General features: G+C 58.3%; 25 protein-coding genes and 7 pseudogenes. 14 read left to right on the plus strand and 18 right to left on the minus strand.

Annotated features, from left to right (window positions below; translation table 11 throughout):
• On the plus strand, positions 1-405 hold a 405-nt coding region (gene cadR / locus ACEWE8_RS24490; RefSeq protein WP_395589393.1), incomplete at its 5' end, for a Cd(II)/Pb(II)-responsive transcriptional regulator.
• 165 nt (positions 406-570) lie between these two features.
• Here cadR and ACEWE8_RS24495 read toward each other — a convergent pair.
• The 3 genes and pseudogenes from ACEWE8_RS24495 to ACEWE8_RS24505 form a co-directional block, all read right to left on the minus strand.
• Complete coding sequence (locus ACEWE8_RS24495) at positions 571-771, minus strand: heavy-metal-associated domain-containing protein (protein ID WP_003139539.1); 201 nt, start codon at positions 769-771, stop codon at positions 571-573.
• A gap of 98 nt (positions 772-869) precedes the next feature.
• Positions 870-1,172: pseudogene (locus ACEWE8_RS24500) on the minus strand (ATP-binding domain-containing protein); the annotation flags it as partial.
• A 147-nt stretch (positions 1,173-1,319) separates the two neighbouring features.
• On the minus strand, positions 1,320-2,330 hold the full coding sequence (locus ACEWE8_RS24505) for a tyrosine-type recombinase/integrase (protein ID WP_077747747.1): 1,011 nt from the start codon (positions 2,328-2,330) through the stop codon (positions 1,320-1,322).
• 186 nt (positions 2,331-2,516) lie between these two features.
• Between ACEWE8_RS24505 and ACEWE8_RS24510 the strand changes: the two genes are divergently transcribed.
• Entirely contained in the window at positions 2,517-3,566 is a 1,050-nt protein-coding gene (locus tag ACEWE8_RS24510) for a DNA-binding protein (protein WP_011154388.1), read from the plus strand.
• A gap of 135 nt (positions 3,567-3,701) precedes the next feature.
• The gene (locus tag ACEWE8_RS24515; protein WP_033979952.1) at positions 3,702-3,971 is read left to right on the plus strand and encodes a hypothetical protein; all 270 of its coding nucleotides are present in this window, start codon (positions 3,702-3,704) and stop codon (positions 3,969-3,971) included.
• Positions 3,972-4,007: 36 nt separating this feature from the next.
• Here ACEWE8_RS24515 and ACEWE8_RS24520 read toward each other — a convergent pair.
• From ACEWE8_RS24520 to ACEWE8_RS24540, 5 genes and pseudogenes are all read right to left on the minus strand, one after another.
• Positions 4,008-4,768 (minus strand): annotated as a pseudogene (locus tag ACEWE8_RS24520) (OprD family outer membrane porin); the annotation flags it as partial.
• 159 nt (positions 4,769-4,927) lie between these two features.
• The gene (locus ACEWE8_RS24525) at positions 4,928-5,260 is read right to left on the minus strand and encodes a DUF2790 domain-containing protein (RefSeq protein ID WP_033979951.1); all 333 of its coding nucleotides are present in this window, start codon (positions 5,258-5,260) and stop codon (positions 4,928-4,930) included.
• Positions 5,261-5,574: 314 nt separating this feature from the next.
• Positions 5,575-6,029, minus strand: a pseudogene (locus ACEWE8_RS24530) (DDE-type integrase/transposase/recombinase); the annotation flags it as partial.
• Positions 6,030-6,042: 13 nt separating this feature from the next.
• A pseudogene (locus ACEWE8_RS24535) lies at positions 6,043-6,288 on the minus strand (transposase); the annotation flags it as partial.
• A 43-nt stretch (positions 6,289-6,331) separates the two neighbouring features.
• Positions 6,332-6,589, minus strand: a pseudogene (locus ACEWE8_RS24540) (MerR family DNA-binding protein); the annotation flags it as partial.
• Between the two features lie 262 nt (positions 6,590-6,851).
• On the opposite strand from ACEWE8_RS24540, the pseudogene ACEWE8_RS24545 reads away from it, so the two are divergent.
• Positions 6,852-6,968, plus strand: a pseudogene (locus ACEWE8_RS24545) (type II toxin-antitoxin system RelE/ParE family toxin); the annotation flags it as partial.
• A 195-nt stretch (positions 6,969-7,163) separates the two neighbouring features.
• Entirely contained in the window at positions 7,164-7,379 is a 216-nt protein-coding gene (locus ACEWE8_RS24550; protein WP_017849619.1) for a co-regulatory protein PtrA N-terminal domain-containing protein, read from the plus strand.
• A gap of 162 nt (positions 7,380-7,541) precedes the next feature.
• Here ACEWE8_RS24550 and merR read toward each other — a convergent pair whose 3' ends face one another.
• Positions 7,542-7,982 carry an Hg(II)-responsive transcriptional regulator gene (gene merR / locus ACEWE8_RS24555; protein ID WP_003131870.1) on the minus strand — a complete coding sequence of 147 codons (441 nt, stop codon included), beginning with the start codon at positions 7,980-7,982 and terminating at the stop codon, positions 7,542-7,544.
• A 71-nt stretch (positions 7,983-8,053) separates the two neighbouring features.
• Here merR and merT point away from each other — a divergent pair, with 71 nt between their 5' ends.
• The 8 genes from merT (at position 8,054) to ACEWE8_RS24595 (ending at position 12,257) form a co-directional block, all read left to right on the plus strand.
• Complete coding sequence (gene merT, locus ACEWE8_RS24560; RefSeq protein WP_017849617.1) at positions 8,054-8,404, plus strand: mercuric ion transporter MerT; 351 nt, start codon at positions 8,054-8,056, stop codon at positions 8,402-8,404.
• A gap of 13 nt (positions 8,405-8,417) precedes the next feature.
• Positions 8,418-8,696: a mercury resistance system periplasmic binding protein MerP gene (gene merP, locus ACEWE8_RS24565; protein ID WP_003131880.1), complete on the plus strand. Its 279-nt coding sequence runs from the start codon at positions 8,418-8,420 to the stop codon at positions 8,694-8,696.
• A gap of 12 nt (positions 8,697-8,708) precedes the next feature.
• Entirely contained in the window at positions 8,709-9,143 is a 435-nt protein-coding gene (gene merC / locus ACEWE8_RS24570) for an organomercurial transporter MerC (RefSeq protein WP_003131881.1), read from the plus strand.
• A 32-nt stretch (positions 9,144-9,175) separates the two neighbouring features.
• Entirely contained in the window at positions 9,176-10,855 is a 1,680-nt protein-coding gene (gene merA, locus ACEWE8_RS24575) for a mercury(II) reductase (RefSeq protein WP_031633059.1), read from the plus strand.
• 20 nt (positions 10,856-10,875) lie between these two features.
• Positions 10,876-11,295, plus strand: a complete 420-nt coding sequence (locus tag ACEWE8_RS24580; protein ID WP_046787891.1) for a hypothetical protein — start codon at positions 10,876-10,878, stop codon at positions 11,293-11,295.
• Positions 11,292-11,654 (plus strand): mercuric resistance transcriptional repressor MerD, encoded by a 363-nt coding sequence (gene merD / locus ACEWE8_RS24585; protein WP_017849614.1) that lies wholly within the window; start codon positions 11,292-11,294, stop codon positions 11,652-11,654. The genes ACEWE8_RS24580 and merD overlap by 4 nt, the downstream gene beginning before the upstream one ends.
• Positions 11,647-11,883, plus strand: a complete 237-nt coding sequence (gene merE / locus ACEWE8_RS24590; RefSeq protein ID WP_017849613.1) for a broad-spectrum mercury transporter MerE — start codon at positions 11,647-11,649, stop codon at positions 11,881-11,883. The genes merD and merE overlap by 8 nt, the downstream gene beginning before the upstream one ends.
• Positions 11,884-12,044: 161 nt before the next feature.
• Positions 12,045-12,257, plus strand: coding sequence for a DUF3330 domain-containing protein (locus ACEWE8_RS24595; RefSeq protein ID WP_032805095.1), 213 nt, complete (start codon positions 12,045-12,047; stop codon positions 12,255-12,257).
• A gap of 293 nt (positions 12,258-12,550) precedes the next feature.
• On the opposite strand, the gene tnpC is transcribed toward ACEWE8_RS24595, so the two are convergent.
• The 9 genes and pseudogenes from tnpC to ACEWE8_RS24640 form a co-directional block, all read right to left on the minus strand.
• Positions 12,551-12,913 (minus strand): Tn3 family transposase post-transcriptional regulator TnpC, encoded by a 363-nt coding sequence (tnpC, locus tag ACEWE8_RS24600; protein ID WP_017849612.1) that lies wholly within the window; start codon positions 12,911-12,913, stop codon positions 12,551-12,553.
• The gene (locus ACEWE8_RS24605; RefSeq protein ID WP_046787890.1) at positions 12,913-15,930 is read right to left on the minus strand and encodes a Tn3 family transposase; all 3,018 of its coding nucleotides are present in this window, start codon (positions 15,928-15,930) and stop codon (positions 12,913-12,915) included. The genes tnpC and ACEWE8_RS24605 overlap by 1 nt, the downstream gene beginning before the upstream one ends.
• Before the next feature lie 152 nt (positions 15,931-16,082).
• Positions 16,083-17,210 (minus strand): annotated as a pseudogene (locus ACEWE8_RS24610) (UvrD-helicase domain-containing protein); the annotation flags it as partial.
• A complete protein-coding gene (locus ACEWE8_RS24615) occupies positions 17,200-18,927 on the minus strand; it encodes an ATP-dependent endonuclease (RefSeq protein ID WP_046787889.1) in 1,728 nt (575 codons plus the stop codon). The gene ACEWE8_RS24615 and the pseudogene ACEWE8_RS24610, both read right to left, overlap by 11 nt.
• Positions 18,928-19,100: 173 nt before the next feature.
• Positions 19,101-21,464, minus strand: coding sequence for a heavy metal translocating P-type ATPase (locus ACEWE8_RS24620; RefSeq protein WP_168186813.1), 2,364 nt, complete (start codon positions 21,462-21,464; stop codon positions 19,101-19,103).
• Positions 21,465-21,469: 5 nt separating this feature from the next.
• Positions 21,470-21,718 carry a DUF2933 domain-containing protein gene (locus ACEWE8_RS24625; RefSeq protein WP_003246761.1) on the minus strand — a complete coding sequence of 83 codons (249 nt, stop codon included), beginning with the start codon at positions 21,716-21,718 and terminating at the stop codon, positions 21,470-21,472.
• A gap of 79 nt (positions 21,719-21,797) precedes the next feature.
• A complete protein-coding gene (locus ACEWE8_RS24630; protein WP_003246762.1) occupies positions 21,798-22,331 on the minus strand; it encodes a plastocyanin/azurin family copper-binding protein in 534 nt (177 codons plus the stop codon).
• A 147-nt stretch (positions 22,332-22,478) separates the two neighbouring features.
• Positions 22,479-23,036, minus strand: a complete 558-nt coding sequence (locus ACEWE8_RS24635; protein ID WP_024616818.1) for a plastocyanin/azurin family copper-binding protein — start codon at positions 23,034-23,036, stop codon at positions 22,479-22,481.
• Positions 23,037-23,203: 167 nt separating this feature from the next.
• Positions 23,204-23,563, minus strand: coding sequence for a co-regulatory protein PtrA N-terminal domain-containing protein (locus ACEWE8_RS24640; RefSeq protein WP_024616817.1), 360 nt, complete (start codon positions 23,561-23,563; stop codon positions 23,204-23,206).
• A gap of 207 nt (positions 23,564-23,770) precedes the next feature.
• On the opposite strand from ACEWE8_RS24640, the gene ACEWE8_RS24645 reads away from it, so the two are divergent.
• Complete coding sequence (locus tag ACEWE8_RS24645) at positions 23,771-24,448, plus strand: heavy metal response regulator transcription factor (protein WP_004374688.1); 678 nt, start codon at positions 23,771-23,773, stop codon at positions 24,446-24,448.
• The last annotated feature ends 1 nt before the right edge of the window (position 24,449 follow it).

Genomic DNA, 24,449 nt, shown 5'->3' on the forward strand with positions numbered 1-24,449 from the left:
CGCATTGGTCAGTTGGCGCAGTTGGTAGGGGTCGAAACACAGACGATCCGCTTCTATGAACAGCAGGGCTTGTTGCCGCCGCCTGATCGGCAGGACAACGGTTACCGTGTCTATACCGAGAAACACGTTGAGCGGCTGGCCTTTATTCGTCGCTGCCGCATCCTGGATCTGTCACTGGCAGAAATTCACGAACTAAAGCGCTATCAGGACGACCCTCATCAGCCTTGTACCGCCGTCAACGCCTTGCTCGATGATCACATCTCTCATGTGCGGTCGCAGATAACCGCTCTGCAAGCGCTTGAGAAACAACTCGTTTCACTGAGAGCGAGTTGCAACGATGACCGGGAAGTTGAGGCGTGTGGGGTTCTTGCTGGAATTAGCGAAGGAAACATGCACCAGCAGTAGGTGAAGCATCAACCAGATAATCCGATGAGATGCCGGTCTGTCTCACTCTCATGCAAAGGTAAGATCAACCATTTAATCCGCTTACCCTTACTAACGAGGTCACCAGTATCCACGGGCTGAAAGAGCTCTCAGAACTGGAGATTTAGTCGGTCGGCAGGCCAGCGCTCAAGCGCTGACCTGGGCCGCATAACCAAGCTCCTGGATCAGCTCGCGGATCGATTCGGCACTTTCTGTGCTCTCTACAGTGACCTTGCCGGCTGCCCGATCCACCTCTACGCGTGCGTCCTGATCCAGCGTCTGGATGGCCTTCGTGATTTTGCTGACGCAACTGCCACAACCCATACCCGAAACATTCAGGCTGAACATCTCTCTCACCTCATTTCGTCCGCGGCTCAAGTTACCGCACAGACAGTATCGACCTTGACACGATGGCAAGGTCAAGTGCGCAAACGCAACAATAAGGCTCAGCCGTTGTTCACAGGCATCAGGATGGGGTTCGATGAACACACCACTACGTGCCTTGCGCCCCTCGTCAGGGCGACATACAGATTCTGAGCGGTCATAAGTTCAGGATGCAGAACAACCGAGACATCCGCCTCGAGCCCCTTGAGAAGTAATGTGCTGCCTACCGAGCGTCTTGCGATGGGGCGGGCAAGGTGTCGATTGCGTTCTCGCGCTTGAATGGCTGCACTCAGAAAGTCGGCTGTACCTCCCGCCACAGCTTGCATAGCGGACCGGCAGCAGTGCAGAACTTCCGGTCGGTACACCGGGGGCGTGCCGAGATAAGCCAAAAATTAGGACATTCGTTCTGTAAGTAACTGTTTTTAAGGGAACTGCTCATGTGCTGCGGAAGGACGGTCGAGAATAGAGGGTGGCCACTTGGGATTCTAACCAGCCCTGCTTACAAACCTTGGCTACGGTTTGCGTCGTAATAACGAGCCAGCCGCATTCTCCTCGAAAGCTCCAGCTTCCTCGATATAGCCGTGTACGGTGCCATCGTGCCGCCAGCCACCCTGTCGTTTGATCTCAAGGAAATCCGCCCCAGCCCGATGCGCACTGGTAGCCAGTCCCCGACGCAGACTGTGGCTGCTCAGTTCGGGCACATACAACAGCCCTGCGGCTTCGGCACGTGCCGTCAGGATGGTATTCACGCTGCCCTCGTGCAGTGCCACCTCGCCGAGTACGCCCCAGCGGCTGATGCGCCGGAACAGTGGCCCCTGAACGATCTGAGCCGCGTCCAACCACCGGCGTAGCGCTGTCGCGGGGCAGCAGATGCTGTCGCCGTATGGGATCGCCTTGTCGAGTCCCTCGCCCTCCTGATCGGTCTTGGAACGGGGCAGCGTGATCCGTAGACCTTCCTGCTCCCACTCGAGGTATTGCATCTCCAGCGTGACCAATTCGCTGCGCCGGAACGCACCAAAATACCCGACCTGGAGCAGTGCACTGTCCCGCAGTGTCGCCAGTCCGTCGAGCGTGTTCAGGTGCACCACGATGCGTTCGAGATCCTCTAGGACCAGGGCCTTGGCTTTTTGTCGAGGCCGCCCGTTCACCCGCTCAATACCGCGCAAGGTTTTGCCCACGGTGGCGCTGGCGGTAGGGTCAGGAAAACCCTGATAACGGTGCCATTGCGACAGCGCCGTGAGGCGCAGGGCCAGGGTGCGCGGGTTCAATACTTCCGCAAAAGACAATAGATAACGAATCAGCGCGGCTTCATCGCACGGCAGCACGCCGCCCCAGGCGAGAAAGTGGCGAATGGCCGAGCGGTAGGTGCGCCGGGTGTTGTCGGTTGTCGCGGCGGCGAGAAAACGCTGATGTTGCTCAGCCAATTGTTCGGGGGTGGTGAGCGTACCGGGGGTACGCGCAAGTACTGTCGGCTCTTCGTGCCGCCTGGTGGGGAGGTTTTCGTCATTATTGCCGGCTGTCATCACGAAGCGCCTGTTTAGGCCATGTGTACCGCAGATTATAGACACAACCCTCGATCGCGATGACTTAACTCACGATAACCGCGCTTATCGTGGGTCAACTGACGGTCTCAGTCGGCTGAACTATTCTGTACTTAAATCGAGGTATTACGTTTTCCATAATACGGTACGAAAAAATCCGAGGTGTTCATGGCCCGTTCCGGCGTCCTCTACCTGCATGTTGCCCAGGCGGCCACCCAACTGGTGGCTGCGGGCCACAACCCCACCATTGACAGCATCCGCGTCGCCCTGGGTGGGACGGGCAGCAAAAGCACGATTGCTCCGTTGTTAAAGCGTTGGAAAGCCGCGCATCCCGGCACGCTGGCCCAGGCCGAACTGGGATTGCCCGCGGAGCTGGTCCTGGCGCTGAAAGGACTGTACGAAAAAGTTCAGGCGGAGGCGGCCGTCCAACTCCAGCAGGCCGTAGCGGCTCACCAGGCAGAGGCCGACGCGTTGCAGGAACAGTTGCAGCAGGCATTCGTCGAGCGCGACGCGCAACTCAGCGTTCAGGAGCAGCAGGCCCAGGCACTTGCCGTAGCCACTACGCGCAGCCAGGGGCTGGCTGACACCCTGCAGCGTCAGGAGATCGCCCTGGCCAGCCTGGGCAGTGAAAAGACCGGGCTCGAACAACGTCTGGCTGACCGCGCCGCCGAGGCGGCCGCACTGACCCGGCAACTGCAACAAGCGCGGGAGCAGTTTGAGCACTACCAGGCATCGGTCGCGCAACAACGCAGCGACGAGCGCCAGGCCACTGAGCAACGCCAGCAGCGCCTGGAACACGAATTGGCAGCGCTCCGGCAGCGTCTGCTCGCGCAGCAAACCCGCCTGGGCGAACTGCAGGCGCAGGAACAACGCCTGGTGCAGGACCATGATCGTCTAGAGAGCACCCTGCTCACGACGCAAGCGACGCTCGCGCAGAGTCAGATTGCGCATGAACACGTCTTACTTCAATTCACCGACTTGCAACAGTCGCATCAGGCACTGGAGCAGCGCCATGGCCAAGGTGAGCAGCGTTTGGCTGAGACGCGGACTTACCTGGCCGTCAATGAACGGGAGCGAAGCCTGCTGGCGGAACGCTTAAGCCAAACTGAAAGCCAATTGAGCCAGTTGGCCACAGAAAAGCAGCTTCTCGTGCAAGACAACGCGGTGCTGTCAAGCCAGCTCGCAGAGTCCAGAGCGATGAAGCCGAAGACTTGTTGACCGAAAAAGGCGCCTACCTCAGGCGCCTGAAACCATCCTCCAAACCAAAGGAGCCAAACAGGAGGACAGTGGAGCAATCAACTCTTCAATACACAGCCTGGCTGGAAACCAAGGTCGTAGATGAGGAGAGTCGCCATGCGTAACGCCATTACCTACACCGTCCTTGCTACCTTCATAGCCCTTGGAACTGTTGCCACGGGATTTGCCGAACAGGCCAAAGCCCCCGCCCAAAGCAGTGCCGAGACAAATAAGGGTGAGGACATGCACATGATGGACGGCAACCATATGCCGATGATGGACATGCAGGAAATGTCCAAGATGATGAAAAACTGCAATACAATGATGGAGAACATGAACCAACACATTGGAATGGAGTCCCCGAAGGGCGATAGCAAGGCACAATAGCGATCTGGTTCACGTCGGCCGTCTCCGTCCCTCGCCGGTGTGCGCCCCGACACGGAGGCCGACCTTGCCGCTCCAGATATCGTTCTCAAAACTGCCGAGGAGCTGCTTCCCCTCATCGACGGCCTTGTAGTAATTCAAACCACCGACCAAGGCGACATCATCTGCAAGCGGGTAGCTCCAGGTAGTGCCGGTATAGTATTGGTTTCAGGCATCCTTGAGACAACTGGTGTAAAGGCTGAAGCCAAGGTTGTCGTTGGGTGTGTAATCACCGCCGACTATCCACGGAGAGCCGACTTCGCCTGCGTAGAAGGTTGCAAAATCATCCCGCATGCTGCTGGAGCTGGGTTGGCTCATCGCGTGCAGGCGTCCGCCCTGTAGCACCAAGCCCTCGACACTGGTGTTGTATGCGGTGACGCCGCGGAAGCTTTCCGGAAGCAGTCGCGAATCGCCGTACTGCACGACAGGCGTGACAGGGAAGACATCGCCTACTTTGATTTCAGTGTCCAGGAAACGGGTCTTTACGGCGCCGCCGAGCTTGGAGTAATTGTCCTCGGCCTGGCCGAGCCCGACTCGAATCGGCCTATGACTCCGTGGGCCCATTCTTCCGAGTAGCCATTTCCTGTACTGCTGGACTGGCCTTTGCGAAAATCACGGTTGAAGTAGAAATTTCGATTGAGGATGCTCAGGCTGCTGCCTTCGATGAATCCCTCGCCTTTTTCCTCGGCGGCCATTGCAGCCTGCGCAGCGCTGATGCTCAAGACGATCTGAGAAAGTCCCAACAGGGCCTTGTTGTTCATAAACGCTCTTGATGTTTTGGCAGATTTTTCATTGTGCGGTTGTGTATATGCCGAAGCGCGCCGGGCATAGCCGGGGGCGCTTCTTACATACTTCCACATGCAAAATAACGTCAGGGTGACGTGAAAATTACTTTTCCGTCAGCAACACGTCAACAATGCTCAGTGCTGGCTCCTGCAGTCCGTTCCTGATACGCGGTACTCCAGAATATGCAGGTTTCCGCTCGAATCCTCGTAGGTCATTTGCGCAGGCATCACATCGCAGTTGCCATTGGTCGACGTGACGTGAATGACCTTGGCGATGTCGAGCTTCATGCCATAGCGGTAGTGAGTGACTTCTGGCGGGTTCTTGCCTTGGGCGCTAGCGTATTCGCGCATGGATTGCTCGTTGGCCTGGATCATCTTACCGTACAGGCGATCGGAACTGCCATCGGCCCATACGGTGGATGACAGCAGAGTCGCACTCACTATCAGCAGCAGTCTTAGGTGTTTCATAACGGCGATCTCCTCTCGGGTTTTCGATCCACGATTCAACTCTACCTCCGTAGTTAAGTACGGAATCAAGGAGGGAGGAGATGAAGGTCCTGGTTTATGGCGCCGAGATAAGATGGTAGGGCTTAAGTACACTTTCGTCGGGTAACAGCAGCGCATTACTGCGCCACCGCCCCCAAAGAACCGGGCATGAGAGTCGCGCCTCATCCGGCTCAAGTCTTTCGTCAGCACCATGGTCTAGTACCGGGCAATCAATCCACGTCTATCGCAGCTCGACGTTGGGCAAAGTAAGACGACCACGCAGGATCACAGGGATTGGCCAAGTTACGTAGTGCCGTTTCTCGATCCGGCTTAGGTATGTGCGCCACGTAATCACGCTTGATCGTCTTCACGAAGCTCTCGGCCATGCCGTTGCTCTGCGGGCTGCGAACTGGGGGGTCACCGGCTGCAAGCCGATCTGTCGAGCAAACAGGCACGTCTGGTCGGCGGTGTACGCCGAGCCGTTATCGCTTAGCCATTGCACCGGCGTGGCGGGCAGTTGATCACCGAAGCGCCTCTCCACGCTTTCCAGCATCAAGTCGCGGATATCATCGCCGCTGTACCCGGTCGGGCTCGCGACCTAGCCGATGGCCTCGCGATCACAGCAGTCCAGGGCGAAGGTTACGCTCAATTTGGCTCCGTCCTCGCAGCGGAACTCAAAGCCGTCCGAGCACCAACGCGTATCGCTGGTTTGCACCGCAATACGGCCTTCGTGCCGACGCGGCACGCCGGGCTGTTTTCGTAGACAGATTCAGCAGCGGTTGCAGGTGCTCGCCGCACTGGATCACCCAGCGCGCCAGGGTTTGGCGGGGGATATCGACGCCGTGACGACCGAGGATTTTTTTGAAGCGGTGCAGCGGCAGACCATCGACGTATTTGGTGATCAACAGCATCGCCAGGACGCTAGGACTGGCCATGCTCTTTTCGATCAGTTGAGCCGGTTTGTCGGCGGTGACCGGTGCGGCTTCACAGCCGCGGCAGCCGTAGACCTTGTCCGCTGGTTCCCTTCACAACCACTGGCCAACGCAGAGCGTTTTACCCATGCAGCGAAACGATTAGCGGACAGGAAACGGTCCCGTGGCTCGCACAACAGTCGTGAACCAGTTGCACCAAAACAGACTCGATCCGTCGCAGATCCGCGAGCTTGCCACGCACATCCCCAAGCTTCTGCTCGGCGAGCACGCGCGCTTCATCACAGTGAGCGCCGTCATCGAGCCTCAACAGCCCGGCCACTTCTTCGAGGCTAAAGCCCAGCCGTTGCGCGGACTTTACGAATTTCACCCGGGCGACATCGGGGGTTGGGGAGCAATGGAACTGAAAACCAACGTAAGCCGAATTAGAGTTCGTTTTACTCGTCAGCGACTGCGAATTAACGAACTTTGATTCGTGAGAAAGGTTTATTGCACTGATTTTCGGGTGTTGGTGACCTTTCCTCGCGATAGCGGAAACGGTTTCATAAAACGGTCGTTTTTCGAAACTATCCAGACGTTGCAAGGGTTTGCGGGGCAGCGACTGAGCTTAAGTGCACTTTCTGTTCCGTTGCTCCCCCAACCCCTATTTCCAGCAGCGAGGTGATGAATTCGTTTTGCTGTTGTGCGGCGGCGACAAAAGCAGCCAAAGCCGTGATATTGAAGCGGCTAAAAAACTCGCCAGCGAGTGGAGGTCAGAATGAGCGAAAAAATTTACGACTACGACCCAGCAGCAGCCCTAGACGGCCCTGAAGCAATCGCCGTCTTCATGGCGGAGCCCTGCCATTTCCTCTCAGCGCCATAATCCAGGACCTTCATCTCCTCTCTCCTTGATTCCGTACTTAACTACGGAGGTAGAGTTGAATCGTGGATCGAAAACCCGAGAGGAGATCGCCGTTATGAAACACCTAAGACTGCTGCTGGTAGTGGGTGCGACTCTGCTGTCATCCACCGTATGGGCCGAGGGCGGGAGCGACCGAGCGATTGAGCGAATTGCTGCACGCGAGAGGGCTGAAGCGACCCTGGTGGCGGAAACCGTCAAGGAGATTAAGCAACTGGGCCCCACGGCGGCAGGCCGTAGCGAAGCGCAGCCCGCCTGTCCGCCTGCAAAGTAGAGCCTGTGCTACTCGACCAGATGCAACGTGAGCCCACTCTGCTGAGGCGCGAGGGCAAATAGCAATACCAAACTGTGCCCTTTGCAAGTGCTCCTTTGGCCATTCAGCGGCGCTCATTGAGCGCCGCTTTTTTCTAAGCGCAAGCCGACCAACAGGGGCGCCTTACGCAACGGGAAATCCTCGGTTAACGCCCGAGTTGTCCCCATGCAGCGAAACGATCAGCGGACAGGAAACAGTCCCGTGGCTCGCACAACAGTCGTGAACCAGTTGCTCCAAAACTGACTCGATCCGTCGCAGATCCGCGAGCTTGCCACGCACATCCCCAAGCTTCTGCTCGGCGAGCACACGCGCTTCATCGCAGTGAGCACCGTCATCCAGCCTCAACAGCCCGGCCACTTCATCGAGGCTAAAGCCCAGCCGTTGCGCGGATTTAACGAATTTCACCCGGGCGACATCCGCCTCACCGTAACGGCGAATGCTGCCGTAGGGCTTGTCCGGTTCGGGTAACAGCGCCTTGCGTTGATAGAACCGGATGGTTTCCACGTTGACCCCGGCCGCCTTGGCGAAAGCGCCAATGGTCAGGCTTTCCAAATTGTTTTTCATACCGCTTGATTCCGTACATGACTACGGGACTAACCTTAAACCATCGATCAAATGCTCGAAAGGAGAAATGCATGTCTGAACCATCAAACGGGCGCGCCCCTCTTGTCGCCGGGGGGCTTGCGGCGATTCTCGCCTCGGCTTGCTGTCTCGGGCCGCTGATTCTGATCGCACTGGGATTCAGCGGGGCCTGGATCGGTAACCTGACCGTGCTGGAACCGTACCGCCCGCTCTTCATCGGCGCGGCACTGGTGGCGCTGTTCTTCGCCTACCGGCGCATTTTCCGCCCCGCTCAAGCCTGCGCACCGGGCGAGGTCTGCGCCATCCCTCAGGTACGTACCTCCTACAAGCTGCTGTACTGGCTGGTGGCGGCCTTGGTGCTGGTCGCGCTCGGCTTCCCCTACATCCTTCCCTTGTTCTACTGATCAGGAGTTCACCATGAGAAAACTGCTCGCATCCTTAGCCCTCGCCAGCCTGGTCGCCACACCCGTCTGGGCGGCCACGCAGACCGTCACCCTGGCGGTGCCGGGCATGACCTGCGCCGCCTGCCCGATTACGGTGAAGACGGCGTTGACCAAGGTCGATGGCGTGACCAAGGCTGAGGTGAGTTTCGAGAACCGCGAGGCCATCGTCACCTTCGACGATACCAAGACCAATGCCCTGGCGCTGACTAAGGCGACCGAGGACGCTGGCTATCCGTCCAGCGTCAAGCAATAGGAGGGACTTCCGATGGCAAATCCTCTCAATCTGTTCACGCGGATCGGTGACAAAGCCGGCTCCGTCGGCGTGCTGATTTCTGCCATAGGCTGCGCCATGTGCTTTCCCGCCCTTGCTAGTCTGGGGGCCGCGTTCGGTCTGGGCTTTTTGAGCCAGTGGGAAGGCCTGTTCATCACCACGCTGCTGCCTCTGTTTGCTGGACTGGCTCTGCTCGTCAATGCCCTCGGCTGGCTCAATCATCGGCAGTGGCGACGGACTGCGCTCGGCCTGATCGGTCCTACCCTGGTACTGGCAGCGGTATTTTTTATGCGGGCTTATGGCTGGCGGAGCGGTTGGCTGCTCTATATCGGCCTGGCCCTCATGTTTGGGGTGTCGATATGGGATCTCGTGTCGCCCGCTCATCGCCGTTGTGGGCCGGATGCCTGTCCGACGCCGCCAAACCAGTGAACCTGACAAGAGACGATCTAATGAGTAACGAAATGACCGAACTGAAAATCATTGGTATGACCTGCGCCTCCTGTGTCGTGCATGTGAAAGAGGCCTTGGAGAAGATTCCGGGCGTGCATCGGGCGGATGTTTCCTACGCCAGCGGGAAGGCCGAACTGAAGGTCGACGAGGGCGCAAGCCGTGAGCAGATGCAGGCCGCTGTCGAGGCCCTGGGGTATCGAGCGGCGTTCGAAGACGCCATGGTACAAGCCCGTCCTGGCCTGCTCGATAAGGCACGGGGTTGGTTGAGCAGCACTGACGCCGGGAAAGAGGGCGACAAGCTCCACGTCGCGGTCATCGGCAGTGGTGGCGCCGCCATGGCGGCCGCGCTCAAGGCGGTGGAAGGCGGTGCCCGCGTCACCCTGATCGAGCGCGGCATCATCGGCGGCACCTGCGTCAACGTGGGCTGCGTGCCCTCCAAGATCATGATTCGTGCCGCGCATGTGGCCCATCTGCGCCGCGAGAGCCCGTTCGACGCCGGGCTTTCCGCCATGACGCCGACCGTCCTACGCGAACGTCTGCTCGCGCAGCAACAAGACCGTGTCGCCGAACTGCGCCACGCCAAGTACGAAAGCATCCTGGAGAGCACGCCGGCGATCAGCGTGCTGCGCGGCACCGCCCGTTTCCAGGACGGCCACACGCTCAGCGTGAAACTGGCCGAGGGTGGCGAGCACATCGTAGCCTTCGACCGCTGCCTGGTCGCCACCGGCGCAAGCGCGGCCGTTCCACCGATTCCAGGACTGAAAGACACGCCGTACTGGACCTCAGACCAGGCACTGGCGAGCGATACAATCCCTAAGCGGCTCGCCGTGATCGGCGCCTCCGTAGTGGCAGTGGAACTGGCGCAGGCCTTCGCCCGGCTGGGTAGCGAGGTCACGATCCTGGCACGCAGTGCGATGTTCTTCCACGAAGACCCGGCCATCGGCGCGGCGGTGACGGAGGCCTTCCGTATGGAGGGCATCGAAGTGCTGGAGCAAACGCAAGCCAGCCAGGTGTCCCACGCCAACGGCGAGTTCGTACTGGCCACCAACCATGGTGAGTTACGTGCCGACCAACTGCTCGTCGCCACCGGCCGCACGCCCAATACCCAGGGCCTGAACCTGGAAGCGGCCGACGTGCAGCTGGACGAGCGCGGCGGCATCCAGATCGACGAGCGCATGCGCACCAGCGCAGCGGATATCTATGCGGCCGGCGACTGCACCGACCAACCGCAGTTCGTCTACGTCGCGGCAGCGGCTGGCACCCGCGCGGCAATCAACATGACCGGCGGCGAGGCCAAGCTCAATCTCGACGTCATGCCGGCCGTGGTGTTCACCGATCCGCAAGTGGCCACCGTCGGCTACAGCGAAGCCGAAGCGCAGCACGCCGGGATCGAAACCGACAGCCGCACCTTGACCCTGGACAACGTGCCGCGCGCGTTGGCCAACTTCGACACGCGGGGTTTCATCAAGTTGGTTGCCGAAGCGGGCTCCGGCCGACTGCTGGGAGTGCAGGCTGTGGCCCCGGAAGCAGGAGAACTGATCCAGACGGCGGTACTCGCCATCCGCAACCGTATGACCGTGCAGGAATTGGCTGACCAGTTGTTCCCCTACCTGACGATGGTCGAGGGACTGAAACTCGCCGCACAGACCTTTAACAAAGACGTCAAACAATTGTCCTGCTGCGCAGGGTAATGAGAGAGGGAGGTTGAAACATGAGCAACACGGCAGACGATCTCGGTAGGTGCGACAGCCTACGCAAGACATGGCAGTTGGTCAGCTTCTGGGGCCTGCCTGCCGTCGTGGCGACGATAGCGATTGTTCTGTCTAATCGATGCCCCGCGTTGTTCCTGGCAGCAGGCGCCGCGCTGGCCGTGATGGGCGGCGCCTGCCTGGTCAACGCCACGCGTTGTCGCCGCCTTCACTGCTACATAACGGGGCCTCACTTCCTGTTGCTCGCAGTTGGTGCGCTATTGGCTTATGTGTTTGACCAAAACGGCGAGCATCTCTCCAGGTTGTGGCTGCTACTGGCTCTGGGAGCTGCACCGTTGCTCATCTGGCTACCTGAGCGCCTAGCCGGAAGGAAATATCTGAGCGCCCCAGTTTGCGGTGAAGGTCGGGAGTGTCGGCGATGAATGCCTACTCCATATCCAGATTGGCCGAGGACGCGGGCGTCAGTGTCCATATAGTCCGAGATTATATGCTGCGCGGCTTGCTGCACCCCGCGCGGCGCACGGAAAGCGGTTACGGCATTTTCGATGAGCGGTCCCTGGCGCGGCTGTGCTTCGTACGTGCCGCCTTTGAGTCCGGTATCGGGCTCGACGAATTGGCGCGGCTCTGTCGAGCGCTCGATGCAGACGATAGTACCGATGTGATCGGGTGTATCGACCGCTTGCTTGGGCAAATCGCGACCCGGCTGGCAGCTTTAGACGCAGTGAAAACGGAGTTGGCCGGGCTGACTCATCGTGCCATCGAAGGTCACACCCATGCGTAATACCAACCAATCCGAATCAATCAAGATGCCCCGCTGGCACGCCTACACGTGGGGTGTGCTCGCCGCGCTCACTTGCCCCTGCCATCTGCCGGTGCTGGCATTACTGCTCTCGGGGACTGCGGCCGGGGCCTTCGTCAGCGAGCATTGGAGCCTCGCGACGCTCGTGCTGACGGTTCTCTTCGTCCTCTTCCTGAGAGCGGCTCTACGGGCCTTTCGGAAGCGGGCGTGACCCGCTCGGAGCACGGCGCGGTCTCCGCTGCCGAGTTGCGGCAGGCTTGGGAGCGTTGGGAATTGTTGCTGCACTGCCAGCCGCAGGTCGATCTGCGCGCAGGTTCGATCGCAGGTGTGGAAGAGTTACTAGGTTTTCTTGGACGATGGAGAAACCCCATCATGAACGCAAACGACACCCCCACTATCAGTTGCTGCGAATGTTGCAAGGAAATTTCCCTTGACGCCGCACTGACGCCGGAAGGTACCGAGTACGTCGTGCACTTCTGTGGCCTTGAATGCTATCAGCGCTTCATATCGCGCGCGGATAAGAGAGCGGCATCCGAGCCTGATCACCCCTGCACACCAGAGGTCAGTACCCGTCACGACGACTAATCTTTGCCTCTGGAAAGTGGCTCTGGTTTTTTTTAGAAAGCGTGAGTCCATTGAGATTTAATGCAAGTCCGCTCGTGGCTAATGTAAGCCCGAAGGCTTCGTCAGTAGTTTTATCTAGGCCGATGCCCGGGAGGATGGCAGCGTGCCTACAGGGCGTCAAAACCGGCTACCCAGAGTCAAATTCACCCCACAGTACAGCGATGCTATAGAGTTACTCGTCAGTCCTGCAGCATCAGTTTTACTCTGCACCTCCATTGTATTCAGTCTGCCGGCAGCCCATTTGCACGAATAGTCTAGTCCTGATAGTCAGGAGCAAGCGCTGCCAAAGGAGCAACGTGTTTAGAACCCGCCTGCAAGCATGAACATAAAGCAGAAATATCCTCTTGAAGGGCCATCGCCTGCGCCCAAATACTGTCGACATCACTGGTAGCCACAGTGAGGGGGAAACCTTCCAGTACCGTCATGGCCATGCCATGCAGGCGTAGGAAGTCTTCTCGAATGCTGCCGACCCCTCCGATTTCAGCAAGGCAGGCATCCAGCCGGTCGACCAAGTTGAGCAACTGAGCGGTGTCGTAGCTTGCACGCAGAGAGTCGAGTACCTTGGTATCGACGTCCCCATAAGGTGTCACGCGGAACGAAGCTGGCGGGATATGCATCAGTTCGTCACCTCAACGTTGCTGTCAGACATCTGTTTCGCACGCATTGATCCCGCAGCCTGCTGGAAAATGGAATCCTTGATCCAGGGTTCCGGTGGGCGTTTGAGTTTCAGGTTGAACTCCCCAAAACGTTTGACATTGCTGGTTAGGTAGGGGCTGAGAAACGATACGTCGTCGTCAGTGAACTGCCAGCCATCACGGGCGAGCTTCTGCAGGATGCGCATCATGTCCACGGTGTTCTGCAGGATCACCGACGAGGCCACCATGTCGTTGTAGCGCAGGCGTTTCTGTTGCTCGTCCGGATCGTTTTCGGCGATCACGTCACCGCCAAAGGACAGCCACTTAGAGAAGCCGTTGTAGGACTCGATCTTATTGGTGTTGGCGGTGACTTCCTGGCGCAACTCGCGGCTGCCGATCCAGTTGAGTAGGAAGATCGTCCGGATCACGCTGCCCAGCGCTTGCGCGGCATGATAGAGCTTGTTGCGCCGACTGTAGGAGCCAAGTTTGCGCAGCAGCATAGGTGAGGAAATCTTGCCGGCCTGGATTGACAACGCGACCTGCATCAGATCCTGCCAGTGGGTTTCGATCAGGTGCCAGTCGGCGGTGTCGGTGAACAGACGGTTGATGTGTTTATACGAAACGCCGCGATCTGGCCGGCACATCACCAGGTCGCGCCAGTTGCGGATACGCGGCATCAGATTGATGCCCAGCAGATGAGTGAAGGCGAACACCGTGGCCGACTGGCCCTGGGTGTCAGAGTACACCGTATCGGGTTCGACGCTGAGGTCGACCTTGAGCAACCCCTCAATCACATAGATTGCCTCCCAGATACCAGGCGGGATGAAGTGCTGGAACACCGCGATGTAGTTATTGGCCACGTGTCGGTACGCCACGGCCCCCATCTTGCGATAGCGGAAGTGGTAGCCGGCCAGCAGATTGTCGTCATAGAAGTCGAACTGCGTACCGTCCGCGGCCACCGCCTTGCCATCGCCCCAGAGCTTGGGCAGGTCAAGTTGCAGATAGAGTTCCACCAGCTCGCGGTTAGCCTTGTCTAACTTCTCAAGCGAGAGATGGCGGCGATTCGTATAGGACAGCATGTGCGGCGTGACATTACCGGCCAGATGCCGTGCGGCCTGGTTGGGGCCAAGGTTGCAGCCCATGGCGAAGATCGTCATCAGGTAGCGCTCGGCCGGTTCTTTGAGCTTTGGCTCGTTGCCGGACATCGGCCCGAAATGCCGAGTGAACTGAATCCAATGCTCAATGTTGGCCATGATGTCGAGCACGTGCCTGGCCGGCATGCGCTGCATAAGCGCCGTCTGTAGCGAGATGGCCGAAGGCGGGATGTCCCGCGCTATCACTCGGCGTAGCACCGGTTCGCCGGCTTCATTGATCGATACGTCACCTCGGCAAGAAGGGAATTTTTCATCCAGATGCTGCGCGGTTTCCTCCAGCTGAATCTTGAGGGAGGCGACAAACTCCTTCGCCGTGCCAGGCAGCCCCACCTTTTCGCAGTAGGCCGGTAGACGATGGAAACATTCTTCCCAGGGCAGCAACTGCTTACGGTAGTCGGCGAAAGATTCCGACCCCAGCACGCACATATCACCCGAGCGCAGCTCACTGGCCAGGTAAGAGAACACGCAGACTTCCAGATAGCGCCGGTTGGTAGGTGGCCCTTCACTGGCAGGACGACGCACGACCTTAACCCAGCGCTCCGACGCAAACGACAAGTCGACATGCTCGTCGATCCACTCGCGGTGTAGATTTTCGCTGTCCTGGATGAGCTGAAGCGCCTGGATAAGTGAGCGATCCTGAGTCGTGGGTTCCAGTTGAAGAAGGTGGCTCAGACGGAACAACAGCGAGCGATGGGACTTGAAGTGCTTCCAGATCAGCGGCAGGTAGTTGTTACCGCCCGTAGCCTGGACTTCGGCGCAAGTCTCGCGCAACCGATCCAGGTTGCCATCGGGAGAGAGGAATTCCCGGATCAGACTGCCAGCCTCCTGGTCATCCGGTTCCTGAACAAGAATCTGCACCACGCCATCCAGGGTGGCCGCCAGTTGCTCCAGCTTCTGGCGTTGCCGCGCCTGGATTTGCTCCAACTCCTCCTTGGCGCGTTTGTGGATCGTCGAAATCCGTCGGATGAACATCTCGGCCAGGTGATCCCGAGTTCGCACCCGCATCCGATAGATCAAGGCCAGCATCAGTGTGTAGCGTTTCGGCAGCGAGCAGTCCTTCAGCTCGGCGACGTCCGACGCGGCGGCTTGGGTGGCGAAGTGGCGGATCTTAGCATCGACGACCCCCTCAAGAATGGCATCCAGATCTCCGAAGCTCTCTAACCACGCCAGGTGGTCGATCAACACCTCCAGGTGCTTGCGGGAAGGCTTCTTGGGTGCCTGCTTGAGTGCGTTGAAGTCACTCTGCCGACGCCCGAAATCCGTGTCGAGCAGCTCCTTTAGCTTGTAGATCACCTCGATTGGCGCTCGGAGCACGATCAGGTTGAAGGTAACTTCCTGAGCACTCGCCAAAGCGGTTTCTGCGATGTTGTTGAGCGTCGAATAAGCCGGAAGCTCATAGCCACGCTGAATCAGCTCATCAAGCATGGCATTAATGAGATCGACTCGCTGCTCAAGCACTACAGCGCAGTCACGTGCGATTTCCTCAGTGATCGCTAGCCCGTCGCTGCTATAGAAGGGTGTAACCTGCAGGTACTGCCGAACCGCCGCTTGGTGTCGGTAAAGGGTGCGGGGGTTGCTGTAGCGCGGAGCTATTCGTGCGCCGTAGCGAAGGCATTGTCGGACATGACTGATGAGCTCCTGAGGAAGCTCCTCGAACGGAACAAAATAGTGTAGCTGCTGAAACACCTTTAGTTGGATTGCCAGCCCAATCGATAGCGCTGGACTCTTAGCGGTGTTATTGACCCATTCGATCTCTGAATCAGACAGGGAATAGCATCGATGCAGCTCCTTAGCTGGCAACTGACTGGGCAAGAGCCGGTAGGCTGTCCTTTCCACCGAAGCCATTGAGTTCATCCCCCAAGTAAGGCAAAACATCAGCATAGACGGCTAGTCAGGCGGGGGATGACCAGCAATCAAGAACTCAATAAATTTCCTTTTAGTTCAATATCTTGCAGAACGAATGTCCTAATTTTTGCCTTATCTCGGCATAACCCCTACACCCGTGCCCCCGGCTGTTCGGCGAGGGCGTTGAGCACAAGGAGTGCTCGCTGCGGTGTTGGCTCCCCGACGAATGCGACGGCCTCGGCCTCGGCCGGGGTCGGTGGCGTTCGGGCACGTCCTGTGCGCAGAGACTCCACACGCGTTCGCAGGTTTGCTGCACCTACCCCCGTCATCACGCTTGAAGCAAATTCCGCAAGTTGTGCCAGAGCATTGGCACCCTGCAGGTTAAAGTTCCTGGCGAAGTTGACGAGGTCCCTTAGGTCGACGGCTTCGACGGCCATGGCGCCGGGTGTCTGGCTCGTGAGCTGATGGCGACCTTGCACGTTGATGGAGTCCCCGATGATGAGGACGCTGCCCCGAGCGTTGGGTGACTCGGTTCTAGCGGCCACCAGCCGCTGCTGGACTTCGGTCCCGGCGTTGAGCTGCACCCAGCGCACTTCAGCCGGAGCCGTGCGCAGATCCACCGGCTGGCCAGCTTGAAGTTGTTGCCGTATGGCGAGCAGCCACTGCCCGAGGTTCTCAGCGCCGGCCAGTCGCCAGCGCCACGGCGTCCCCAGTTCTCCCGCTGCCGGGAATTGGGGTAGTACCTCGTTCGTCCAATGCACCAGTCGGTTGCCACGGAAGTCGAAGATGGCTTGCATTGGATCACCGAGCACGCAGGTCGGAAGCACCTGGGCTAAACCTGAAACGATAGCGTGCTGGACCACATTGCAGTCTTGGTACTCGTCGACAAGCAACCGCGCGTAGGTGGCACGGAGAGACTGAGCAAGGTGGCCAGCGTGCAGTAACTGCCTGGCAGCCTCTCGAATTGCAGGGTAGTCAGTGTTGGGCTGGTGGAGCTCCAAGATTTGCGGGTTATGGCCGCTTCGCGCCGGGAACTTGGCGATGAGGCGCATCGAGAATCCGTCGATGGTGGATACTCGATAGGCGGAGCTAGGGACGCCGGCGCGTCTCAGGCGTGCCCGTAAGGCCGCAACGCCTGCGTTCGTATGCGTTAGTACGAGGATGGGTTTGCTCTGTCTATGCGCGATGAGCGTCTCGGCAATCAATTGCGTTTTTCCACAACCTGCGGGGGCTGTTATGGAGCCACGCTCGATAGCAAAAAGATCAATCTCAAGGGGCACTTGTAAACGTCCAGAGCTGATTCGTGACTGCCATGAAGCCCGGGTCGGCGTTCTGTAGAGACGGGCCGACGATGTCCCTTGCAACCTCCTGATAGGTTGTCAACGACTTGAACCACCCGCTGTTGCGGATACGAGATGCAGCTCCCAACAGCTCTCGCGTCGCGGGCGAGTAGCCCTGAATAAATCTTTCAGATTTGATGTCATGTAGTGTCACACGTCCTTGGGACTTCGACTGGATGTGTGCGTTCATCAGCTCTGCACCCACTATTGCTTCGGCTTTCGCCAGAAGTGCATCGAGTGCTTGGTCACTGAGATGGCGGAAGATCTCGTCCTCCAAAGTGAGGCTTGGTCGCCATGTAAGAATTTGTCCGCCTGCGGCCAAGAATGCTTCAGGGAGCCCCGCGGTCGAAGGCTTGTCGGCGTCTACAAAAACCATCACGCGATAGCCTAGGTTCTGAAGTGCTGTTCCACGGATAAGACTGTTATCGGGACTTCCTCCGCCGGCGTCCACATAAGCGCCGCCATGAGCCAGGAATGAGGTAGCGCCAAGACTGACCCACCATTGATCAAGGCCACGCGCGAAGCCAACCTCGCTGGCACCCTCGCAAACGATAATGGATTTGGCGAGGAATGCCTCTGGGTCCTTCCGAAGGGTACTTTGTACTTCGTTGGCCTCCCCTGCCGCCATAACGCTGTGGCGTTGAGGCCCAGACCGAACAACGAATAACTGGCTGCCGGACAATTCGCGCAGCGCGACCGGTGAGTGAGTCGTCATGAAGACCTGCAGCGGAGCGGCAGCGTCCTTTGCGCCCAGGGAGTCCAAGAATCGCATGAGCCGATGAGGTTCAAGCCCATATTCCACCTCATCGACAAGAGCAATTGGCGCGGCGCTAGCTGCAGCTCTTTGCAACCCTGCCACTAGCAATCGCGACGAGCCCGTGCCAAGGGAGCGAAGGGGAATGCCTGTGTCGCTGTGCAGCGCGATCGCACCCTCGCCAATCGACACAGAATGTGCGTCAAGGAGTGCTTGTGGCATCGCTCCAACCGAAACCCCAAGATGCTGAGCCGTGCGTTGCACCACCTCAAGCGTCTGAGTTAGATGTCCGGCGGCTTGATTGCCAAAGTTCGCTCTTGCTTGCCTCGCGGCGCGCGCAAGTTCGGCACCTAGCTCTGCACGCTCGTCAGTAAGTCGATTGAGCACTGAGCCACGACTCCACGACAAGTTCGAACTCGCAAAGCTGCCGATACGGGCGGGTGCTAGTGCCGCTCGTTCCTTCCAGGGAAGAGTGCGTTCGAGTTGCTGCTGCTCCGCACGCTCAGAAAAAAGTGTCCAGGTAGGTTCCAAATCGGCACCAACTTGCAGAAGCAAGGTGATAACGGTCTCCAGCCCCGCTCGCGGTTCGTCGTCGACTTCTCCCGTTCCTGGATTGAATCCACGCAAGAACTCGCCGTAAACATCGATATCCATCAGCGATACCGGCAAATCGCCAAGCGTCACACTGATGGTGATGGGTGTTTCGACGTTCAGAGCGAAGAAGTCCATGTCGCCGAACGTGCCGCCCCGGCGGGCACCGACGCAAAGGTCAATCGCATCTAGAATGCTGGACTTTCCACTATCGCCAGGACCTATGAGGCAGTTAATTCCTGGGGCCGGCACCCAGTCGAGCGCCTGGATAGATCGGAAGTTGCTGATAATCAGTCTGCGAATGCGGGCCACGGAGAGTCCTCATGGGTTAACGACGACCAGTCTCCTACCCGCAGCGGCAACAGTCCATAGAACGTCACCTCGTCACTATGTGTTGCGACAGATAGGTCGGACCGGAAACTACCGTACGGCATTTTCCGGTCAGATGCGCTTCTGAATAATCACCTGGTCGGTGGTATGGAAGCCTATCCCATGTCCGTTGATTTCAACCTCAGAGCATTGAAGACCACCGACGCCGAGCTGACACTCATCGCCAGCGCAGCAATCAAGGGCGACAGAAGATGCCCCGTCAGCGGGTACAGCAGCCCCGCTGCTAGCGGGATTCCCATCGCGTTGTAGATGAACGCAAAGGCGAGGTTCTGCCTCATGTTTTTCACGGTTGCCACTGACAGGGTGCGCGCTCGCAGGATGCCGATCAGATCTCCCTTGACCAGCGTCACTTGGGCGCTGTTCATCGCCACATCGGTACCGGTGCCCATGGCGATACCTACGTCAGACCTGGCCAGGGCGGGCGCATCGTTGATACCGTCACCCGCCATGGCGACACGACGGCCATAGCCCTGCAAATCGGCGACTAGTTTCTCCTTATCCTGCGGTTTGACCTCACCATGCACTTCCTCGATTCCGAGCTGCTGCGCCACGGCTCTTGCTGTGGTGAGGCCATCACCAGTGGCCATGATGACCTTTACGTCTTCGCTTTGAAGCTTGGAGACAGCCTGTTGAGAAGTAGGCTTGATCGGATCGGAAACGGCCAGTAGTCCCGCCAGGCGGCCATCAACGGCCAAATAGATGATGCTGATGCCTCCCAGACGCAGTTGCTCGGCGCGATTGCGCAGCGGGGTAATATCGACGCCCGCCTCGTCCATCAGTGCGGTGTTGCCGAGCTGCAGCTGATAGTCATCGACCTGGCCGCGCACACCAATACCCGAGCCAGATTCGAAAGTGTCCGGTTTGACCAGTGCAATGCCCTGACCGCGCGCATGATCGACTATGGCATGAGCCAGCGGGTGCTCACTACCCTGGTCGAGACTAGCAGCCAGGCGCAGCACTTCATTGGAGTCGTAACCGCCTGTCCCTTCCGCACTATGGAATACGGGACGCCCCTCAGTCAGGGTTCCAGTCTTGTCGACGATGAGCGTGTCGATCTTGCATAGATTTTCGATGGCGCTGGCATCGCGGAACAACACACCGCTGCTAGCGGCCTTGCCAGTCGCAACCATGACGGACATCGGGGTTGCCAGACCCAGAGCGCAGGGACACGCAATGATTAGCACCGCCACCGCATTGATCAGGCCAAATACCCAGCCTGATTCCGGCCCTAATAGCCCCCAGCCGAAGAGGGTCAGAATCGCGATCAGGATCACCCCGACCACGAAATACCCTGCCACCGCATCAGCCATACGCTGCATGGGGGCCTTGGAACGTTGGGCTCTGGCCACCATCTGAACGATCTGCGACAGCATGGTCTCGGCACCGACCTTCTGCGCCTCCATCACCAGGCTTCCATGGGTGTTCATGGTGGCACCGATAAGGGCATCCCCTACCCGCTTGGTCACGGGTAACGGTTCTCCGGTAAGCATCGACTCGTCGACGGCGCTCTCCCCCTCTAGAACCGTACCGTCCACCGGGACTTTCTCTCCCGGCCGGACACGTAGGTGGTCGCCCTGATGGACATGTGTCAGCGGAATATCTTCTTCCTGGCCATCGTGCTTGATGCGACGCGCAGTCTTTGGTGCCAGCCTCAGCAGTGACTTGATGGCTGCCGAAGTCTGCGAGCGGGCCTTGAGTTCGAGCATTTGGCCCAACAGCGTGAGTGAGATAATCACTGCGGCTGCTTCAAAATAGACGCCGATACGTCCGTCCTGGGCAAAGGCCGCCGGAAACCACTGCGGAACCAAGGTAGCGGCCACGCTGTAGAGGTAGGCAGCGGCCGTTCCCAAACCGATCAGGGTCCACATGTTGGGGCTGCGGTGGCGGATGGAGTCAATGCCGCGGGTGAAGAATACCCAGCCACCCCATAGCGTCACGGGCGTCGCCAGAGCCAGCTCGACCCAGTTCTGGGTCGTGCCATGAAACAGTTGCAAGGAATGGCCGGCCATCGCCAATACGGTCACGATGACGGTCAACGGTAGGGTCCACCAGAACCGCAGCGAGAAGTCCTTCAGCTCTGGATTTTCCTCCTCTTCCAGCTCCGGGATGACAGGTTCCAGCGTCATCCCGCAGATCGGGCAGTTTCCGGGAGCCGGTTGACGGATTTCTGGATGCATCGGGCAGGTGTATTCAGCACCTACAGGTGTCGATGTGGGTGCTGGAGTCGCGTGCTGGTGATGCTCCCCATGAGACTGATGGCTCATGTACTGATGAGGATCTGCTTGGAATTTCTCTAGGCACTTCGCACTGCAGAAATGATAGGCCTTCCCTTCAAAGCTCTCGCGATAAGGGCCATCAGGTTTGACCTCCATGCCACACACCGGGTCGCGCTGGCTCTCGGAGTGGGCGTGCGAGTTATGTGAATGATCCTGGTCATGATGGCAGGAGGTCTTTTGCATGCGATCTATGTCCTTTCTTCGTCCTTGGAAACAGCGGTGCTGCTGGAGTGGGAGTGCCCGCCGTGATTGTGGCCAAACAGATGCATCAGCGGGCATAGCAGCAGGATGAGGTACGGCAGGGCCTGCGAAAGATGACCGTAATGCTCACGCGCTACATAGAAGATGCCGATTACGGCCAGCATGATCAGCGCAATGCCAATCTTGCTCTTCCAAAAAGGCGGCTCAGTGGTACTGGTGTGATGGGTATGGTCCACGACAATAGCCTCGTTTCAATGGCGGCCGGATCAGTATAGGTGTCTCAGACTGGACGGAGTTGGCGAGTATCAATAAACGTCAGCGTACGGTCACCTTACCGACCATTCCCGACTGATAATGTCCTGGAATATTGCAGGCGAACTCCAGTTCGGTGGCGGCGGAGAAGGTCCAGATCAACTCTTCGCGTGCTCCAGGTTCGACAAGAACACTGTTGGGGTCATCGTGTTCCATACCGACCATCTTCATGCCGCCCATGGCATGGCCCATATTGCTCATGTCATGTGCACCTGTAGGGGACAGCGTGCCGTTCTGAAACATCGCGGCCATCTCTTTCTGGTGCGCGGCATGAGATGCCGCTTTGCCAAGATTGAATTCGTGTAGCAGTGCACCGTCATTTTTCAGGACGAAGCGAACTGTCTCGCCTGCTTTGATCTCCATTGCTTTGGGTTCGAAGAAGATGTCCCCCATCCGGACTTCGATGGTGCGATCTACTGCCTGACCGTCTCCCGGTTGCCCAATACTGTCTTTCTTGTGGCCCGGGCTGGCCAGCGCATTGGCAGCACTGAGCAGCAAGCCAAGGGTGGTGATTATGAAAGCGGGTCTGAGTTTCATGGTGTGCCTCTGAGGTGTTGAGGAGGGATGAGTCCCGATGCTAATGAGGTGCAGCTGGCGGTACGCTGACGTGAAAACTACATCGCAGTAAGGTTCGTCAGATCGGTGCTACCCAGCCCGCTGCCAACGGGTAGCACCGATGCCGGACTAACGCAGAGCAAACTCACCGACCATCCCCGCCTGGTAATGCCCAGGCAATGTACAGGCGAAGCTCAAACTGCCCGCCTTAGGGAAGGTCCACACGAACTCTTTGGTTGTGCCGGGCTCGACGAGAACCGCGTTCGGGTCGTCATGCTTGGCTTTGATGACTTCCGGATAGCCTGGAGGGTTGGAGTCTCCCGTGCCATAACGCTCATGCCAGACAATGCGCTCGGCCATGCCGGTCGGGGTCAGTGTGCCGTCCTTGAACAAGGACGCCATCTTGCGCTGGTGCTCCAGCTGGGACGCTGCCTGCCCGATGTTGAACTCGTGCATCAACGCGCCCTCGTTCTTCAGAACGAAGCGCACGGTTTCACCTGGCTTCACATCGATCGTTTTCTGGCTGTAGTTGATGTCGTCCATCTTTACCAAGATGGTACGAGTCGCTGGCGTCGCCTGGGCCTGCTGCCCAATGCCATTGCTACTGTCGCTGGTCTCGGCAAATGCCGGAAAAGTGGTGCTGATGAACAGTGTGCTGATCAGCAGCTTAAGAGGGATGCGTTTCATGGTGAGACCTCGCTAGGTAGGCTGGAAATCTCATGCTATTCCCCGCTTCCTGCCAGGCCGCTGACCCCAAAACTACAATTGCGTCAGCTGGAAAAAAGCACGGCGCCATTGAGGCGCCGCTAGGCCAAAGGAGCAATCACGGAAGGCCTGGAAGATGGGGGAAACTCTTACTTATGGCACTCTTTGTCGGCCATCATCAGCTTGTGCTCGCGAATCATTTGACCCAGCACGTCGTCTACTAACTTGTCGTGTTTTTCCATCCAGGCCAAATGATCTTCGGCAGACATGCCTGGAGCAGGATGTTCATTGTGCAGCTGACTCATGAGGTCTTCGAGCATGTTCATGTGCTCCTTCATATGCACATGCCGCTCGCCGACTGGGGCCTTCTCTGCCTGGATCAGCACGGCTTCCGCTTTGTCGCGCATCTGCTGCATGCGCTCAAAGGTACGATCACCCCCCCCTTCGGCCCAGACCATAGAAGAAAGCAGCAGCGAACCAACCAGAAGTAAAGGTTTCAGCGATTTCATGGGGCAGTCTCCATCAGTGCTAACTATGGCCGGCACCTCTGCTTTTGGTCTGTCGAGGGCCGAGAGCACAACCTAGTGCTCATGCTTGCACCCTAGACAAGCCACCCTGTCAGTGAGCTGAAGTCAGAATTACATTTTCGTAAGCTTCTGGTTGGGGCCGCGGTTTGCCTGCAAACTCAGGCCACCCGACTTTTGGAGTCTGCACACATGAAACTACTGGTAGCTGAAGACGAACCCAAAACCGGTACGTACCTCCAGCAAGGTCTCACCGAGGCTGGGTTCAATGTCGACCGGGTTATGACCGGTACAGATGCCCTTCAGCATGCACTTAGCGAAGCCTATGACCTGCTAATTCTGGATGTAATGATGCCTGGGCTGGACGGTTGGGAAGTGCTGCGCATGTTGCGCGCAGCAGGAAAAGACGTCCCCGTACTGTTCTTGACGGCACGCGATGGTGTGGAAGACCGCGTTAAAGGGTTGGAGCTGGGTGCGGACGACTACCTGATCAAGCCATTTGCTTTCTCAGAGCTTCTGGCCAGGGTCAGAACGCTGTTGCGCAGAGGTAATGGTTCGCCGACGCAGACCACCATGAAAATTGCCGATCTGGAAGTCGATCTGATGAAGCGGCGTGCGATCCGTGGCGGGAAAAGAATTGACCTGACCGCGAAGGAGTTTTCACTGCTGGAACTGCTACTGCGCCGGCGCGGCGAGGTGCTCCCGAAGTCGCTGATTGCCTCTCAGGTTTGGGACATGAATTTCGACAGCGACACCAATGTCATTGAGGTTGCGGTACGCCGGCTACGCGCAAAAATCGATGACGATTTCGATCTCAAGCTGATTCATACCGCCCGCGGCATGGGATACATGATGGATGCGCCGGAGTGAA

Source organism: Pseudomonas sp. TR47 (genome assembly GCF_044143025.1).
Lineage (GTDB): Bacteria > Pseudomonadota > Gammaproteobacteria > Pseudomonadales > Pseudomonadaceae > Aquipseudomonas > Aquipseudomonas putida_E.

Bases quoted from the DNA above. Each gene is read 5' to 3' on its own strand.
- ACEWE8_RS24495 (WP_003139539.1), bottom strand. From the start codon at position 771: ATGTTCAGCCTGAATGTTTCGGGTATGGGTTGTGGCAGTTGCGTCAGC.
- ACEWE8_RS24505 (WP_077747747.1), bottom strand. From the start codon at position 2,330: ATGACAGCCGGCAATAATGACGAAAACCTCCCCACCAGGCGGCACGAA.
- ACEWE8_RS24510 (WP_011154388.1), top strand. From the start codon at position 2,517: ATGGCCCGTTCCGGCGTCCTCTACCTGCATGTTGCCCAGGCGGCCACC.
- ACEWE8_RS24515 (WP_033979952.1), top strand. From the start codon at position 3,702: ATGCGTAACGCCATTACCTACACCGTCCTTGCTACCTTCATAGCCCTT.
- ACEWE8_RS24525 (WP_033979951.1), bottom strand. From the start codon at position 5,260: ATGAAACACCTAAGACTGCTGCTGATAGTGAGTGCGACTCTGCTGTCA.
- ACEWE8_RS24550 (WP_017849619.1), top strand. From the start codon at position 7,164: ATGAAACACCTAAGACTGCTGCTGGTAGTGGGTGCGACTCTGCTGTCA.
- merR (WP_003131870.1), bottom strand. From the start codon at position 7,982: ATGAAAAACAATTTGGAAAGCCTGACCATTGGCGCTTTCGCCAAGGCG.
- merT (WP_017849617.1), top strand. From the start codon at position 8,054: ATGTCTGAACCATCAAACGGGCGCGCCCCTCTTGTCGCCGGGGGGCTT.
- merP (WP_003131880.1), top strand. From the start codon at position 8,418: ATGAGAAAACTGCTCGCATCCTTAGCCCTCGCCAGCCTGGTCGCCACA.
- merC (WP_003131881.1), top strand. From the start codon at position 8,709: ATGGCAAATCCTCTCAATCTGTTCACGCGGATCGGTGACAAAGCCGGC.
- merA (WP_031633059.1), top strand. From the start codon at position 9,176: ATGACCGAACTGAAAATCATTGGTATGACCTGCGCCTCCTGTGTCGTG.
- ACEWE8_RS24580 (WP_046787891.1), top strand. From the start codon at position 10,876: ATGAGCAACACGGCAGACGATCTCGGTAGGTGCGACAGCCTACGCAAG.
- merD (WP_017849614.1), top strand. From the start codon at position 11,292: ATGAATGCCTACTCCATATCCAGATTGGCCGAGGACGCGGGCGTCAGT.
- merE (WP_017849613.1), top strand. From the start codon at position 11,647: ATGCGTAATACCAACCAATCCGAATCAATCAAGATGCCCCGCTGGCAC.
- ACEWE8_RS24595 (WP_032805095.1), top strand. From the start codon at position 12,045: ATGAACGCAAACGACACCCCCACTATCAGTTGCTGCGAATGTTGCAAG.
- tnpC (WP_017849612.1), bottom strand. From the start codon at position 12,913: ATGCATATCCCGCCAGCTTCGTTCCGCGTGACACCTTATGGGGACGTC.
- ACEWE8_RS24605 (WP_046787890.1), bottom strand. From the start codon at position 15,930: ATGGCTTCGGTGGAAAGGACAGCCTACCGGCTCTTGCCCAGTCAGTTG.
- ACEWE8_RS24620 (WP_168186813.1), bottom strand. From the start codon at position 21,464: ATGCAAAAGACCTCCTGCCATCATGACCAGGATCATTCACATAACTCG.
- ACEWE8_RS24630 (WP_003246762.1), bottom strand. From the start codon at position 22,331: ATGAAACTCAGACCCGCTTTCATAATCACCACCCTTGGCTTGCTGCTC.
- ACEWE8_RS24635 (WP_024616818.1), bottom strand. From the start codon at position 23,036: ATGAAACGCATCCCTCTTAAGCTGCTGATCAGCACACTGTTCATCAGC.
- ACEWE8_RS24640 (WP_024616817.1), bottom strand. From the start codon at position 23,563: ATGAAATCGCTGAAACCTTTACTTCTGGTTGGTTCGCTGCTGCTTTCT.
- ACEWE8_RS24645 (WP_004374688.1), top strand. From the start codon at position 23,771: ATGAAACTACTGGTAGCTGAAGACGAACCCAAAACCGGTACGTACCTC.